The organism is Paractinoplanes durhamensis, from assembly GCF_016862175.1.
GTDB classification, from domain to species: domain Bacteria; phylum Actinomycetota; class Actinomycetes; order Mycobacteriales; family Micromonosporaceae; genus Actinoplanes; species Actinoplanes durhamensis.
Window position 1 is genome coordinate 356,362 of sequence record NZ_BOML01000019.1, and the last position, 14,117, is coordinate 370,478.

At 70.2% G+C, this 14,117-nt stretch carries 13 protein-coding genes; 7 read left to right on the top strand and 6 right to left on the bottom strand.

Going from position 1 to position 14,117, the window contains the following annotated elements; genetic code table 11:
- Nucleotides 1–4 precede the first annotated feature (4 nt).
- The 4 genes from Adu01nite_RS11320 to Adu01nite_RS11335 all read right to left on the bottom strand — a co-directional run bounded on the left by Adu01nite_RS11320 (nucleotide 5) and on the right by Adu01nite_RS11335 (nucleotide 4,540).
- On the bottom strand, nucleotides 5–403 hold the full coding sequence (locus Adu01nite_RS11320; RefSeq protein WP_203726535.1) for a pyridoxamine 5'-phosphate oxidase family protein: 399 nt from the start codon (nucleotides 401–403) through the stop codon (nucleotides 5–7).
- Nucleotides 400–1,677, bottom strand: coding sequence for a DUF2252 domain-containing protein (locus Adu01nite_RS11325; protein ID WP_239132304.1), 1,278 nt, complete (start codon nucleotides 1,675–1,677; stop codon nucleotides 400–402). The genes Adu01nite_RS11320 and Adu01nite_RS11325 overlap by 4 nt, the downstream gene beginning before the upstream one ends.
- A 134-nt stretch (nucleotides 1,678–1,811) precedes the next feature.
- Nucleotides 1,812–3,038, bottom strand: coding sequence for a DUF1501 domain-containing protein (locus tag Adu01nite_RS11330; protein WP_203726537.1), 1,227 nt, complete (start codon nucleotides 3,036–3,038; stop codon nucleotides 1,812–1,814).
- Nucleotides 3,039–3,040: 2 nt separating this feature from the next.
- The gene (locus tag Adu01nite_RS11335) at nucleotides 3,041–4,540 is read right to left on the bottom strand and encodes a DUF1800 domain-containing protein (protein ID WP_203726538.1); all 1,500 of its coding nucleotides are present in this window, start codon (nucleotides 4,538–4,540) and stop codon (nucleotides 3,041–3,043) included.
- A gap of 116 nt (nucleotides 4,541–4,656) precedes the next feature.
- On the opposite strand from Adu01nite_RS11335, the gene Adu01nite_RS11340 reads away from it, so the two are divergent.
- Together Adu01nite_RS11340 and Adu01nite_RS11345 are read left to right on the top strand one after the other, a co-directional pair.
- On the top strand, nucleotides 4,657–5,718 hold the full coding sequence (locus Adu01nite_RS11340) for an ROK family protein (RefSeq protein WP_203726539.1): 1,062 nt from the start codon (nucleotides 4,657–4,659) through the stop codon (nucleotides 5,716–5,718).
- 116 nt (nucleotides 5,719–5,834) lie between these two features.
- Nucleotides 5,835–7,832, top strand: coding sequence for a PPC domain-containing protein (locus Adu01nite_RS11345; protein WP_203726540.1), 1,998 nt, complete (start codon nucleotides 5,835–5,837; stop codon nucleotides 7,830–7,832).
- A 120-nt stretch (nucleotides 7,833–7,952) separates the two neighbouring features.
- On the opposite strand, the gene Adu01nite_RS11350 is transcribed toward Adu01nite_RS11345, so the two are convergent.
- Nucleotides 7,953–8,285: an STAS domain-containing protein gene (locus Adu01nite_RS11350; RefSeq protein ID WP_203726541.1), complete on the bottom strand. Its 333-nt coding sequence runs from the start codon at nucleotides 8,283–8,285 to the stop codon at nucleotides 7,953–7,955.
- 176 nt (nucleotides 8,286–8,461) lie between these two features.
- On the opposite strand from Adu01nite_RS11350, the gene Adu01nite_RS11355 reads away from it, so the two are divergent.
- From Adu01nite_RS11355 to Adu01nite_RS11370, 4 genes are read left to right on the top strand one after another with little or no spacing between them, the layout of a single operon-like run.
- The gene (locus Adu01nite_RS11355) at nucleotides 8,462–8,938 is read left to right on the top strand and encodes a peroxiredoxin (RefSeq protein WP_275414642.1); all 477 of its coding nucleotides are present in this window, start codon (nucleotides 8,462–8,464) and stop codon (nucleotides 8,936–8,938) included.
- Nucleotides 8,939–8,949: 11 nt separating this feature from the next.
- Nucleotides 8,950–9,510: a SigE family RNA polymerase sigma factor gene (locus Adu01nite_RS11360; RefSeq protein WP_239132305.1), complete on the top strand. Its 561-nt coding sequence runs from the start codon at nucleotides 8,950–8,952 to the stop codon at nucleotides 9,508–9,510.
- A complete protein-coding gene (locus Adu01nite_RS11365) occupies nucleotides 9,507–10,340 on the top strand; it encodes a hypothetical protein (RefSeq protein ID WP_203726542.1) in 834 nt (277 codons plus the stop codon). Before Adu01nite_RS11360 ends, Adu01nite_RS11365 begins: the two co-directional genes overlap by 4 nt.
- On the top strand, nucleotides 10,337–11,386 hold the full coding sequence (locus Adu01nite_RS11370; protein ID WP_203726543.1) for an amidoligase family protein: 1,050 nt from the start codon (nucleotides 10,337–10,339) through the stop codon (nucleotides 11,384–11,386). Before Adu01nite_RS11365 ends, Adu01nite_RS11370 begins: the two co-directional genes overlap by 4 nt.
- 39 nt (nucleotides 11,387–11,425) lie before the next feature.
- Here the strand turns inward: Adu01nite_RS11370 and zwf are convergent, their stop codons facing one another.
- The gene (zwf, locus tag Adu01nite_RS11375) at nucleotides 11,426–12,919 is read right to left on the bottom strand and encodes a glucose-6-phosphate dehydrogenase (protein ID WP_203726544.1); all 1,494 of its coding nucleotides are present in this window, start codon (nucleotides 12,917–12,919) and stop codon (nucleotides 11,426–11,428) included.
- A gap of 152 nt (nucleotides 12,920–13,071) precedes the next feature.
- Between zwf and Adu01nite_RS11380 the strand changes: the two genes are divergently transcribed.
- Nucleotides 13,072–14,010 carry an exopolyphosphatase gene (locus tag Adu01nite_RS11380; protein ID WP_203726545.1) on the top strand — a complete coding sequence of 313 codons (939 nt, stop codon included), beginning with the start codon at nucleotides 13,072–13,074 and terminating at the stop codon, nucleotides 14,008–14,010.
- Nucleotides 14,011–14,117 lie beyond the last annotated feature (107 nt).

Genomic DNA, 14,117 nt, shown 5'->3' on the forward strand with positions numbered 1-14,117 from the left:
GACGCTATCCGGTGAACGCGCTGGAGCCGAGAATCTTGGTCACGCTGATCTCGATGACCACGCGGGCGGGGTTGGGCCGCGGCGTGCGATAGCGCGCCGCATACAGCTTTTCCCCCTCGGCGACCTTCTCCGGGCTGTCGAAGACCGTCGCCGTCCCCTCCACCGTCGACCACCGGGGGCCGTCCACCTGGCAGATCGCCACCCGCGTCTGCCCATTCCGGATATGCCGGACGTGGGCGGAGGTGGACGAGGAGATGATCCGGGCGGTGTCGCCGAGGAGTGTGGCGCCGACCGCGACGACGTGCGGCGATCCGTCCCGGCGCAGCGTGGTGAAGGTGCAGAGATGCCGCTCGGTCCAGAAGTCGATCAACCCAGGATGCGAGAAAACCACGATGCCGCTCACGCGACCGCCTCCGCCGGAAGGACACCATTGCGTACGGCCTGGACGAGCGCCGCATGATCGCGTTCCACCTGATCGGCGTACGCCCGGGCGAAGCGGCACAGCGAATCGGCGAGCTTGTCGCTGGCCCCGATGTAGCCGCTGATCATCGACGCGCCGCTGGTCCGCGCGTGCGACTTGGCGAGCAGGAACCCGCAGATCCCGGCGTAGTCGGCCAGCGCACCGGCGCTGATGTCCTCGACCACGATCGCCCCCTTCATATCGCGGAACTGCCGCACGTAGAACTGGGTGTCACCCACCGTGGTCCAGCCGAGCAGCGGGTCACTGACGGTCTGCAGCGCCTGCTGATATTCCACGACGCGTTGTCCTTGATGGCGGTGCCAGGCGGCCTCGCCGTGCTGATGCGGCGCGATCACCGACCGCCGCGCCTGCTTGAGCTGCAGGAACACCACGTCGTCGGGGCTGCTGCCTTCGCAGAGCGCGACGTACGCCCGCAACCCCACCGACCCGACCCCGACCACCTTGTGCGCGATGTCGACGATCCGGTAGCCGGCCAGGATCCGCGCCCAGTGCGGCGGCAGAGTGTTGAGGTAGCCGTCGAGCGCCTCGGCGAGGGCTTCCCGTTCCTCGTCCGAGGGCCGGGTGATCAACGGCGGTTCCTGGACCATCCGCAGGGTGCCGTCGTGCCGTTCGGTGAAGCGGGGGAGCGCCCGGTCACTGGTGCGCCGGCGGGCCCGGCGGGCGGCCCGTTCGATCTCCTCGCGGAAGCTGGCCTTGGAGGCGGCCGACCGCAGCCGGTCCACGTCGAGCCGGTCGAAGCTGCGCCCGAGCAGCGGCCGTTCGGCCAGGTGGGCGAGCTGTTCGCGGTATTCGTCGACGCAGTGCTGTACGGCCTCGCCGCACTGGGCCTCGCGGAAGCCGTTCTGCCGCCCGGCCACGTAGACGCTGACCGCGAGCCGCCGCAGGTCCCACTCCCAGGCGCCGGGATGCGACTCGTCGAAGTCGTTGAGGTCGAAGACGAGTTCCCGCTCGGGGGAGGCGTAGAAGCCGAAGTTGCCCAGGTGGGCGTCGCCGCAGATGACCGGGGTGATGCCGGTGGCGGGCAGCCGGGCGAAGTCGTCGGCCATGATGTTGGCGGTGCCGCGCAGGAACGCGTAGGGCGAACTGATCATCCGGCCGATCCGGATCGGGACCAGCCAGTCCTGCCGTCCGTCGTTCTGGCCGATGACCTGCTGGACCGGGTCGGCCCGGTCGTCCGGCGGACTCCAGTGCGCCATGTCGGTCCGGTGTGCGCGCTCGCGCAGGGACCGACCCAGTTCATATCGTTCGGCGCGGGGCCGCGCCGGTCTGCGCAGCGACGAGAACCCGTCGTCCTGACCTGTGTCGAGCATGCTCTCCATTAGTGCGCAGCCTAGCCGCGGGCGGTGGCCAGCCCGAATGAAGATGGCTTGACGCCCGGAAACACTTCTGTGAGGGAACCGACGCCGCAGCGCTTCTGCAGCACCTCGCCGATCACCGAGCGGTAGTCGGTGGTGGCGGCCAGGTCGCCGGCGACGAGCGCGCCCGGGGCCAGGCCGGGCCAGTCGGTGTAGACCTTGCCGCCGCGGATCCCGCCGCCGAGCAGCAGCATCGCGTTGCCGTGCCCGTGGTCGGCGCCGTGCGACGCGTTCTCCTGCACCCGCCGGCCGAACTCGCTGACCGTCACCAGGGTCACCGAGTTCATCAACGAACCGAGGTCGGCGACGAAGGCGGCCAGCGCGCGGGCCAGATCGGTGAGGTTGTCGTACATCCGCTGACCCTTGACCGCGGTGCCGAGCGCGTCGTGCATGTCCCAGTCGCCGCAGTCGACGGCCGCGGTGACCAGGCCGTTCCTGGCCTTGATCAGCCGGGCGACGTCGCGCAGCGCGGCGCCGAGGTCGGTGTCGGGGTAGCTGCCGCCGGCCGCCGGGAGTGCGGCGGTGGCGTTCCGGGCGCGGTCGGCGGCGGCCGCCGGCCCGGCCAGCAGGGGCGGTGCGTCGGCGTACATCTGCCGTAGCGCCGCTGCCATCGGCCGCGTCGCCGAGTCGCCGGCCAGCGTGAACTTGTCGATGGCCGCCATCGACACGGCCGGGATCGGGCCGGTGAAGAGCCGGTTCGGCATTGCCGCACCCATCGAGACGCCGGCCAGCGGGCCGGTCGCGCCGGTGACGCCGAGCATCCGGTCCAGCCAGCCGCTGCGGATCGAGGTGCCGGGGGCGGCGTTCTCCATCGCCTCCATGGCGGCGAAGTGCGAGCGGGTCGGATTGGCCTGGCCGGCCGCGTGCACGGCGGCGAGCTTGCCGCCCTTCCACAGCGGCAGCAGCGGGGCGAGCGCCGGGTGCAACCCGAACGTGCCGTCGCCGGCGATGACCTGGCTCTTCGGCAGCGCGATGGTGGGCCGCGCCCGGTAGTAGTCGGGGTCGCCGATCGGCGCGATGGCGGACAGGCCGTCGAAGCCGCCGTGCAGCGACAGCACGACGAGGGTGTCGCCGGTGTAGCCCGGGTCGGCGTAGGCCAGTTGGGTGGAGACGCCCGCCCCGGCCAGGCCGGTCATGGCGGCCGCGCCGAGCAGGCGGCGGCGGCTGAGCGTCAGGTGTTCGGGGCATCCGGGCAGCTTCATGATCACCTCAGCTGGAAGGTCGGCGAGTCGAGAACGAGCGCCACCAGGTAGGGGAAGCTGCCCGCGAGTGACTTGTCGGAGCCGGTCAGAGGACTGGTCGGCAGCTTTCCGGCCACGCTGAGCACGGCGGCGGTGTGCGCGGCCGGCAGTTGCGTGCCGGTCAGCCGCACGGCGAGCGCGTCGATCAGCGCGCCGTAGCTGGCGGGCAGCGCCGGGACCAGGGCTTTGCGCAGGTCGGCGGGGCGGGTGAGCTGGCTCGGGTACCAGCCGGCGGCCAGGTTGAGGTGCAGGTTGCACTTGAGCAGGAAGATCGACGGGGACGCCCAGGCCGGCGCTACGTCCGGGTAGCCGTCGGGCGTACTCCATCGGAACGGCGCGTTGCCGATGCCCGCGAGTGCGTTGAAAAGGGCGTCGAGGGCTACGGTGCCGGACTTCTCCGGTCCGAGGCCGAGCGTCCGGATCGTAGCGATCAGGTCCTCGAACGGCGTGCGGATCTTGGCCCCGGCCGATGCGGCGAATTCGGGTGAGGTGAACAGCGCCCGGATCACCGGCTTGATCGCGGTGTCGTTGTCCAGGTAGATCTTGGCGAGCTTGGCCACCAGCGAGGCGGGGGCGTCGTCGGCGACGTAGCGCACGCACAGCTCGGTGGCGATGCGTCGGGCGGCCTCGGGGTGCCGGGCCAGGAAGTCGGCGAACGCGATCGGGTCCTTCTCGCCCGCCTTGTTGTCGAAGGATCGGCCGAGGATCGTGACCGGCCCGGTCAGGTGCTTGGCCGCGTCGTAGACGTAGGTGCCGTCCTTGGCCACGGTGAGGCCGGTGAGCAGGCGCGCGGCGGCCTGCACGTCGTCCTCGGTGTAGATCATGCCGACGGTGTGCAGCTCCATCAGCTCGCGGGCGTAGTTCTCGTTCGGGTGGCTCCGGGTCGACGACCGGTTGTCGAGGTAGGTGAGCATCGCCGGGTGCTTCATCGACGCCTTCAGCATGTCGGCGAACTTGCCGAACGCGTGCTTGCGGATCACCTGGGCGTCGTAGTCGGCTCGGCTGTCCCAGCCACCGCTGAACGGCGCGGCGACGTGCAGGTGGTTGGCCCAGAACGCGGCCACGCTCTCGAACAGCTGCCGGTTGCTCCAGGCGGCCCGGGCCACAACGGCCCGGCCGAGCTGCTTGAACGCCTCGTAGGAGTGCGCCGGCAGGGTGGCCCGCACGGCGGCGATACCGGCGCCGGCCAGCGGCAGGCGGGCGAGCACGGCGTCGCACTGCGCGTCGTCGATCTTCTCCGGTGCCAGCTGCCGGTCGAGCCAGCCGGCGATGCCAAGCCGCGCGGCCTCGGCCAGGGTCGCCGGGGTCGGCCCGAAGGTGGCCCGGCGCAGCAGGTGCGCGATCGGGTCGGCGTCGACCAGCGCGGTGGCGTCCAGGGCCGGTGCGGCGACGGCCGGGGCACCGATGGCGGCGGCAGCGGTGGCGGCTCCGGCGGCGGCGAGAAGCGTGCGGCGGGTCGTCATGCGAGACCCTTCGGCCCGTCCGAGGGTGGCTGTCGGCGAAGCAACGATGACTAACCGAGCCGCAATCCGCTTGCACCCGTACCCGCGAAAGCGAAACCGGACGTACGCTCAGTTTCGTGGATCAGGCAGAACCGGTACGCACTCCCGCCTCCTGGGTCGTCGTCGGCCTCGACAACGGCGGGACCTGCAATAACGCCACCGTGCTCGACGCTACGGGCCAATATCTCGTCGATCATCTGGTGGAGAACCCGAGTCTGGTGACCGACGGCCCCGAATCGGCGGTCGAGGCGCTGGCCGAGGCGTTCGCCAATATTCTCGATCTGACCAGGACCCCGCTGACGCTGGTGCGCGCGGTCGGCCTGGACACGCCGGGACCGGCCAGCGCCACGGGGGTGATCTCCTCCAAGGGCGCGACCAACTTCAGCATGGTGTCCTGGCACGGCTTCGACATCCGCGGCGCGCTCGAGGCGCGGCTCGGCCTGCCGGTGTTCTACCACAACGACGCCAACGCGGCCGCGCTCTACGCCCACCACCAGCTGTTCGGCAACGACGCGATGCAGCGGTCCTCGGTCGCCGCGATCGTCGGCACCGGGCTGGGCGGCGGCGTGGTGGAGAACGGCCGGGTGATCAGTGGCGCGGCCGGGATGGCCGGCGAGCTCGGCCACGTGCAGATCCCGCTGCACGGCGTGCTCGAGGACGACCAGCCGGTGCCGCAGTGCAACTGCGGGTTCGCCGGGGACGGCGAGAGCCTCGCGTCGCTGACCGGCATCAAGAACAACCTGTTGCCGTACTGGCTGTCCAAGTTCCCGGATCACCCGCTCGCGGCCGAGCCGATCGCGAAGGCGGCCAAGCTGCTGCGCGGCTACGGCGAGAAGGAGGACCCGCTGGCCCTGGCGGTGTTCGGGCAGCAGGCGAAGGCGATCGGGAAGCTCTTCACGATCGCCGCCAACTTCACCGATCCGCACGCCTACCTGCTGGGCGGGGGAGTGGTGGAGGCCGAGCCGAAGTTCCGGCAGTGGTTCCTCAACACCGTCCGCGAGCACACCCAGCTGCGCCAGGAACAGCAGGCCGCGGCCACCTTCGCGCTGGTCGCCGACCTCGACATGGCCGGTGCCCGGGGCGCCGCGGTGGCCGCCCTGGAGGGCGTCCAGCAGCGCCGATCGACAGACGGTCGATAGAAGATCGATAGATCTGTTAACACGCATTCACAACTCTAGATATTGATGGTTGTCCTTCAGTAGCGTCACCCATGCCATCCGCGGCCGGGGGGCTCGGATGCGCTGAAGGGGGACGAATGCGACGAAGCATCGCAACCATCTCGGCGGTCCTGCTGGGCCTGGCGGTCATCACGCCAGGCGCGGCGCAGGCCGCCCCGTCCGCAGGTAACCCGGCTCCGACCAAGGGCGGTGACCTGTCGCCCGGCGACAAGGCCGCGCTCGCCGCCGGGATCGGGGTGGCGCCCAAGGCGCCGTACGGCACCAAGCCCACGGGCCCCAACCCGTTCCTCGCCGAGGTCGCCGACGCGTCCAAGGTGGACTACGCGGGCTGGGCGAACTACCTGAAGGTGCAGTCGAAGACCAAGGCGGCGCAGCGGGCCAAGTCGCTCGCCGCGTCCAACCCGGCCCTCGCGGCGCAGGCCGCGGCGGCGCCGGCGATCGTGGTCGACGAGGACGAGATCGACGGCACCACCGGTGGCAACGACACGCCGGCCAACGCCCAGCGGATCACCCCCTTCGGCACCGGCTCCGGCCAGTACTCGAAGATCCGGGTGCTCGGCAGCCTGGACAACGAGGTGATCAGTACGCCCGCCGTGCCGGCCGCGGCCGAGGACGACGGTTCGATCACGCTCGCCGGGGACACCGGCATCGGCACCCTCCGCAACGGTGCCGTGATCAACTCGCAGATCGGCGACGGCCCGCACGGCCGGGCGACCGGCGACGGCAGCAACGACTTCGACTACTTCAAGATCACCGCGGCGGCGGGCAAGACCCTGAAGCTGGCCACGTCCACCCCGACCGGTGTTCTCGACACGGTCATCGAGCTGTTCGCGCCGGACGGCACGCTCCTCGCCGCCAACGACGACTTCAGCGGCCTGGACAGCCAGATCACCTACCAGGTGACCACGGCCGGCACCTTCTACCTGGCGGTGGCCGCCTACGGTGGCCTGCCGGGCGACCCGTTCGACTCGGCCAGCGGCGGCGGCATCGGCGACCCCACCCCGCCGTCGGAGGGCCCGTACACGCTGACCCTGACCTCGGGCGGCGTCGACCAGGACTTCTTCGCGATCAAGCTGAAGCCCGGCGACATCATCGGTGCCTACGTGAAGGGTGCCCCCACCTACATCACCGTCTACGACACCGTCCCGCGTGAGGTGCACGGCTCCGATCAGGACGCCTCGTTCATCTACCCGCTCGACTCGCCGCTGCCGGCCGGCGGCAACGCGGTCACCGACTACGTGGCCACCAAGGCCGGCTGGCACTACATCGGCGTGAAGTCCGGCGCCGGCGCCTACGACATCACCGTCGAGGGCTACCGGCCGGTGCTGCAGGGCGCCACCCCGGTGCAGACGCTCTACCTCGACTTCGACGGTGCCCGGGTCAACACCGCGGTGTTCGGCGGCAGCGGCAACCGGGACCTCAGCCCGTTCGCGGCGTTCCTGGCCAGTTGGGGCCTGACCCGCGCCGACGAGGACGCGGTGATCGACGCGGTCACCGCCGGCGTCACCGAGAACATCAAGAAGGACCTGCAGGCCAGCGGGCTCAACAGCAAGTTCAAGATCAAGATCAAGAACAGCAAGGACGACGACGACCCCTGGCTGGGTACGAACGTCAGCCGCGTCGTCGTCGGCGGCACGATCGACGAGAGCGGTGTCGACACCATCGGCATCGCGCAGAGCATCGACCCGGGCAACTTCGAGACCGAGGAGACCGCGCTGGTGCTGCTGGACGTGCTCAGCGCCCCGGCCGGTGACTCGTCGGCGTCGCTGAACACCTACCTGACCCCGGCCAGCGACCGGATCGCCTTCGTCGGTCAGGCCCTCAGCAATGTCATCTCGCACGAGGCCGGGCACTTCTTCGGCGACTACCACACCGACAACCAGGACGCGCTGCCCAACCTGATGGACGCGGGCGGCACCGGCTTCGCCACCCTGTTCGGGGTCGGGCCGGACGGCATCGGCGGCACCGCCGACGACGCCGACGTCGACTTCGGCGACAGCGCGTTCATCCCGTCCGAGGGCTTCATCGGCACCGAGGACACGCTGGGCCGGATCGTCTTCGGCGTGACCAGCTGACCATTTGCGGTGAGTGCGGCGGTCGTCCTCAATGAACCTTTTTCAACCTGGCATCGGGCCTGCGGTTCCGGCCCGATGACCGGCGCCGGGCGCTGCCGCCTTGGCCACGTTGAAAAAAGTTCAGTCCTTGAGGGCGGCCGCCACATCCGGGAAGAGCGCCAGGTAGTCGCTGAGCCCGAGAGTGTCGAAGAGCCGGCGCAGGAAGCCCGACGGCGCGGCCAGCCGCACCCAGCCACCCCGGTCGATGGCCCGGCCGTGCGCCGTGACCAGCACCCCGACCCCCATCGAGTCGCAGAAGTCGAGCCCGGACACGTCGACCACGACCCGCGGGCTGGGCCGTTCGACGAGACGGTTCAGGTTGGCCCGGAGGGCGGGCGCGGTGTCGATGTCGAGGGATCCGCGCAGCACGAGGACGGCCGTGTTGGGCGGATGGTGCGCGACGGAGACCTGCATGACGATGTCGCTTTCGTGCTTCGGGGGGCGGCGGTGCGACTCAGCCTATCGATCCCGGCCGCTGACCGCCCCTCGCGGATCATCGACCGCGGACATAACCTCCCTTTTCGATCAGCGGCACCCGGTGACCCGCCCGGCCCTGTTACTGACAGGTAGGGGCGGGTACGTTACTTGTCATGGCAATCAACCAGGGTGACAAGGTCGACGACTTCGAGCTTCCCGACCAGGACGGCGTCCCCCGCCGGCTCACCGAACTGCTCGCCGGCGGCCCGGTCGTGCTGTTCTTCTACCCGGCCGCAATGAGCTCCGGCTGCACCGCCGAGGCCTGCTCCTTCCGCGACCTGGCCGCCGAGTTCCGCGAGGCGGGCGCCCAGCGGGTCGGCATCAGCCGGGACAAGCCGGCCAAGCAGAAGCAGTGGTCCGAGCTCAACGGCTTCGACTACCCGCTGCTCAGCGACCCGGACAGCTCGGTCGCGGCGGCGCTCGGCGTGAAGCGCAAGCTGCCGCTGGGGCCGCTGAGCACCAAGCGGATCACGTTCGTCATCGATACCGACCGCACCGTTCTCGAGGTCATCCACTCCGAGACCAACATGCAGGAGCACGCGGCCAAGGCGCTGGAGACTCTGGCTGCGCGCAAGCCCGCATCCGAGTAAAAATTCTCCGCATGGCGGTGCACAACGGGAAGCCGGGACGCGTCTCTGAGGGTGTGACCTTCGAGGAATTCGCGATGGCCCGGCTTCCCAGTCTCCTGCGTTACGCGGTCGTCCTCACCGGCGACCGTGATCTCGCTCAGGACGTAGTCCAGGAGGTGCTGGCCCGGGCCCAGGTCCGATGGCGGCGGATCAGCGAGTCGGATGTGCCCGAGGCGTACGTACGGCGGATGGTGCTCAACGAGTACCTGTCGTGGCGGCGCAGCTGGCAGTTCCGGAACGTGCACGCTGTCGGAGAGCGCCTTACCGACCTTGACGATGCCCGCGGCGGGATTCGCGACCACGCCGACGGTGTTGTCGAGGCCGATGCCCTGTGGGCCCGGCTGTCGACGCTGGGCCGCAAGCAACGGGCGGTCCTCGTGCTGCGCTATTACGAGCAGATGGAGGACGAGGCGATCGCGGACGTGCTCGGCTGTGCCCCGGCCACGGTGCGCAGCCATGCCTCGAGGGCGCTCAAGACGCTCCGGCTGTCGTCGGAGCGCCAGGAACGCATCCATGCCGAGGAGAAGTCGTGACCGAGCACGCAGACCAGCTGCGCGAGGCCTTCGAGACCCATGAGAACGACACTCCCGATCCCGGGGCGGTCTACGCCCGGGTCGTGGAGCTGTCCGGTAAGTACAAGCGCCGTCGCCGGAGCCTGCAGGTCGCCGGTGGCGCCGCGCTGGCCGCCGTCGCGGTGGCCGGGGTGGTCACCCTGCCCAACCTGCTTCCCGGCAACGCCCGCAACACGTCGACGATCAGCTACCCGGCCGGCGCCGTGCCGACCACGGTCGTGCCGTCGACCATCCCGACGCTGAGCCCGACCGACCTCAACCGGGGTCTGGACGCGTACTTCGCGAACGGCTACGACTACGACGACGCGATCAAGCTCGCCGGGTTGTGGCACGTGCCGACGACCAACATCGCCGCGCTCAAGGCGACCGCCGGCCTGCGCCTGCTCGCCGGTGAGCAGCTGCCGTTCCCGGCCACGCCGAACGACCCGGAGCCGACCGAGTCGGCCGACCCGGCGGCCGAGGCGCAGTATGCGGCGTTCTTCAACGCCGGGTACACGTGGACCGAGGCGGAGAAGCTGGCCGCGATCTGGCACCTGTCCGACCCGTCGGACGCCAAGCTGATGGCCGGCAAGAAGCTGCTCGCCGGGGAGAAACTGCCGGTCAAGCCGACCGCGGCCGGCGTCAAGCAGGCCCTGGAGAACAAGCGCGTCGAGGCCTTCTTCAACAAGGGCTACGACGTCGAGGACGCGGTCAAGCTGGCCAAGACCTGGCACCTGAAGACCGCCTACCAGGCCAAGGTCGAGGGCGGCAAGCGCATCCTCGCCGGTCAGACGCTGCCGATCCAGCCGTGACCCCCGAGCTGCGCCGGCGAATCGGTTTCGAGATCGAGCTGATGGCCCCACCGGGCCGCAGCCGGCGCAGTCTCGCCTATGACCTGGCCGGCCGCCACGGTGGGCGGATCCGGCCGGTCTGGCACCACGACAGCGAACCGTCCCTGGTCCCGGGCCTGGGGCGGTTCCTGCACCTGACCCAGGGCTTCGAGGTGACCCGCGCCGACGGTTCGCCGATGTGCACCCTGGTCGACGACATCACCCTGCTCGACGGCCTGGAGCCGCGCACGCCGGCGCCCCCGGGGTGGTACCGGGTGCTGAGCGACGACCCGCGGCTGCTCTCGCTGCTCGCCGCCAACTGCGACCCGGGCGCACCGCTGGACGCGGTGCTCGACCCGGTCGCCGCGCTGTGGGGAATGCCGGCCGAGCTGATCGGCGACGTGGTGCGGCTGGACGACCCGTCCGGCGCCACCATCGCGCTGGTCGCACCGCAGGGCGGCGAACGCGACCGGCCCTGCGAGATCGTCACCCCGCCGATCACCGAGAACCACCGCGCGGCCCTCGAGGAGTTGCTCGAGCCGGCCCGGGATCTCGGCTTCACCGTGCCCAACGAGGCGGCGGTGCACCTGCACCTGGACGGCGGGCCGTTCCGCGCGCCGCACGCGCTCGCCAACGTGGTGCGGCTGTTCGCGCACTGGCGCGAGCCGCTGCGTCAGCTGCTGCAGACCAACCCGGCCTGCCGCCGGCTCGCGCCGCTGCCCGACGAGCTGGTGGCGGCGGCCGAGGACCCCGATTTCGAGAGCCTGCGCAAGGCGGCCGACGCGGGGGAGCTGACGAAGTACTTCGACGTCAACCTGACCCAGCTGTTCGCGGCCCGGCCGATCCGGGACACCATCGAGATCCGCATCCTGCCCGGCGCGATCGACGCCGACGAGATCGTCAGTCGCGCCGCCCTGGTCGAGCTGCTGCTCGACCGCTGCCTGGAGCCGGAGGCGTTCCCGGCAGCCCCCGCCGGGGACGTCTCCGACCTGCTGGAGATCGCGGCCGAGAGCCTCGCCCAGCGGTGATGACCCGCCGGCCACGGGGCCGGCGGGTCAAAAAACCTCTTACGCGCTGTTGCGCCAGTGCCGGCCGCTGCGGCCGATCAGGCGCTCCGCGTCGGTCGGGCCCCAGGACGCCGCCTCGTAGGTCGGGATCGGCGACCGGTCGCTGGCCCAGTGCTCGATGATCGGGTCGACGATCCGCCAGCACTGCTCGACCTCGTCGGCCCGGATGAACAGCGTCGGGTCGCCGAGCATGGCGTCCAGCAGCAGCCGTTCGTACGCCTCGGGGGACTCCTCGGCGAACGTCTGCTCGTACGAGAAGTCCATGCTCGCCGTCCGCACCCGGAACGAGTGACCCGGCACCTTCGCGCCGAAGCGCAGCGAGATGCCCTCGTTGGGCTGGATCCGCAGGATCAGCGCGTCGGCCTCCAGGCCGGTCAGCTGGTCCTGCGGGATGGGCAGGTGCGGCGGCCGCTGGAACTGCAGGGCCACCTCGGTGACCCGGGCCGGCAGCCGCTTGCCGGTGCGCACGTAGAACGGCACCCCGGCCCAGCGCCAGTTGTCGACGTTGAGCCGCATCGCCGCGTACGTCTCGGTGCGCGACAGCGGGTCGACGCCGACCTCCTCGCGGTACCCGGCCATCAGGTCTTCCCGGGTGCCGCCGCGGGTGTACTGCCCGCGCACCGACAGGTCGGCGATGTCGCGGTTGGTGGGCAGCCGGATCGCCTGGAGCAGCTTCACCTTCTCGTTGCGCAGCCCCTCGGCCTCGAACGAGGCGGGCGGCTCCATCAGCGCGAGGGCGAGGACCTGGAGCACGTGGTTCTGCACGATGTCGCGCATCGCGCCGGCGTGCTCGTAGAACCCGCCGCGGGTGCCGACGCCGAGTGTCTCGGCCACCGTGATCTGCACGTGGTCGACCCAGGAGCGGTCCCAGATCGGCTGGAAGATCGAGTTGGCGAAGCGCAGGGCCAGGACGTTCTGCACGGTGTCCTTGCCCAGGTAGTGGTCGATGCGGAACACGCTGGGCTCCTCGAACGCCGCGTGCACCACCCCGTCCAGTTCGTGCGCGGTGGCCAGGTCCCGCCCGTACGGCTTCTCGATCACGAGCCGGGAGAAGGAGCCCTCCCGGGCGTGGTTGAGCCCGGCGCCGGCCAGGCCGTTGATGACCGGCTCGAACGCCTCGGCCGGCGTCGACAGGTAGAAGATGCGGTTGCCGCTGGTGCCCCGCTCGGCGTCGAGCAGGTCGAGCGTCTCGGCCAGCCGCTTGTAGGTGTCCGGGTCGTCGTAGCCGCCGGAGACGTAGCGGATGCCCCCGGCGAGCTGGGCCTTGTCGTTGAGGTTGCGGCCGCCGAGCGCGCTGCCGGCGAACTGGTCGTCGCCCATCGGCGTGCGAGCGACGCCGACCAGGGCGAACTGATTGGGCAGGCGGTTGTGCCGGGCCAGGCTCTCCACGGCTGGCAGCAGCTTACGGCGGGTCAGGTCACCCGATGCGCCGAAGATCACCAGCGTGGCCGGTGGTGCGCTGCGCTCCTGAATGAGCTGGGGGGCGTTGTCCATCGTCTTCGAGTCCTCCGACCGTTTCGACCGTCCGAGGAAACTTTACGCAGGGTCCGTGCCCCTAGTTCAGATCCATCCCTCGATGCGAGCAGGCCCACCGCGACAAAAGTGGCAAACTGGGGTAGAACCGTCTGCCCAAATGAGGGGGCCTTGTGAAGTACCGGCTCGTGACCCGGAGCGATTTCGACGGCCTGGTCTGTGCCGTGCTGCTCCGGCACCTGGACATGATCGACGAGATCAAGTTCGTACACCCGAAGGACGTGCAGGACGGCGAGGTCGAAGTCACCCAGAACGACATCTTGACGAATCTGCCGTACGCGCCCGGCGCCTACATGGTCTTCGACCATCACCACTCGGAGACCATGCGTAACGAGGGCAACCTGACCAACCATGTGATCGACGCCGACGCGCCCTCGGCCGCCCGGGTCATCTACGAGCACTTCGGCGGCAAGACGCGCTTCCCGAAGATCTCCGACGACCTGATGGTCGCGGTCGACCAGGCCGACTCGGCGCAGTACTCGCTCGACGACGTGCTGCACCCGGAAGGCTGGACGCTGCTCAACTTCCTGATGGACAGCCGCACCGGCCTGGGTCGCTTCCGCGACTTCCGGATCTCCAACTACCAGCTGATGATGCAGCTCATCGACGCCTGCCTGGAGATCCCGCACGTCGACGAGATCCTGGCCCTGCCGGACGTGGCCGAGCGCGCCGACCTGTTCCGCAGCCAGTACGACCTCTTCGTCGAGCAGCTGCGACGGGTGAGCCACCTGGAGGGCGACGTGGTGATCGTCGACCTGCGGGACGAGGAGGTCATCCACGCCGGCAACCGGTTCATGGTCTACGCCCTGTTCCCGGAGTCCCGGGTGTCGGTGCACGTGATCTGGGGCCGGGCCAGGCTCAACACGGTCTTCGCCTGCGGCAAGTCGATCCTCGACCGCACCTCGCCGGTCGACATCGGCGAGGTGATGCTGCGCTACGGCGGCGGCGGCCACATCGCGGCCGGCACCTGCCAGGTCCCGCACGACGTGTCGGACCGGGTCCAGGGCGAGATCATCGAGGCGCTGCGGACGGCCCGGACCGTTTCCGTCTGACTGCTCCGAGCCCAGACGTGCGACGAGGTGGGAGAGCCGAACCTCTCCCACCTCGTCGTCCGCGAGTCGCGGGCCATGCCCAATTGGCCCCACCCGCCGGTCGTGTT

Coding starts and splice junctions, on each gene's coding strand:
- Adu01nite_RS11325 (WP_239132304.1), bottom strand. CDS start 1,677: ATGGCGCACTGGAGTCCGCCGGACGACCGGGCCGACCCGGTCCAGCAG.
- Adu01nite_RS11330 (WP_203726537.1), bottom strand. CDS start 3,038: ATGAAGCTGCCCGGATGCCCCGAACACCTGACGCTCAGCCGCCGCCGC.
- Adu01nite_RS11335 (WP_203726538.1), bottom strand. CDS start 4,540: ATGACGACCCGCCGCACGCTTCTCGCCGCCGCCGGAGCCGCCACCGCT.
- Adu01nite_RS11345 (WP_203726540.1), top strand. CDS start 5,835: ATGCGACGAAGCATCGCAACCATCTCGGCGGTCCTGCTGGGCCTGGCG.
- Adu01nite_RS11350 (WP_203726541.1), bottom strand. CDS start 8,285: ATGCAGGTCTCCGTCGCGCACCATCCGCCCAACACGGCCGTCCTCGTG.
- Adu01nite_RS11355 (WP_275414642.1), top strand. CDS start 8,462: ATGGCAATCAACCAGGGTGACAAGGTCGACGACTTCGAGCTTCCCGAC.
- Adu01nite_RS11360 (WP_239132305.1), top strand. CDS start 8,950: ATGGCGGTGCACAACGGGAAGCCGGGACGCGTCTCTGAGGGTGTGACC.
- zwf (WP_203726544.1), bottom strand. CDS start 12,919: ATGGACAACGCCCCCCAGCTCATTCAGGAGCGCAGCGCACCACCGGCC.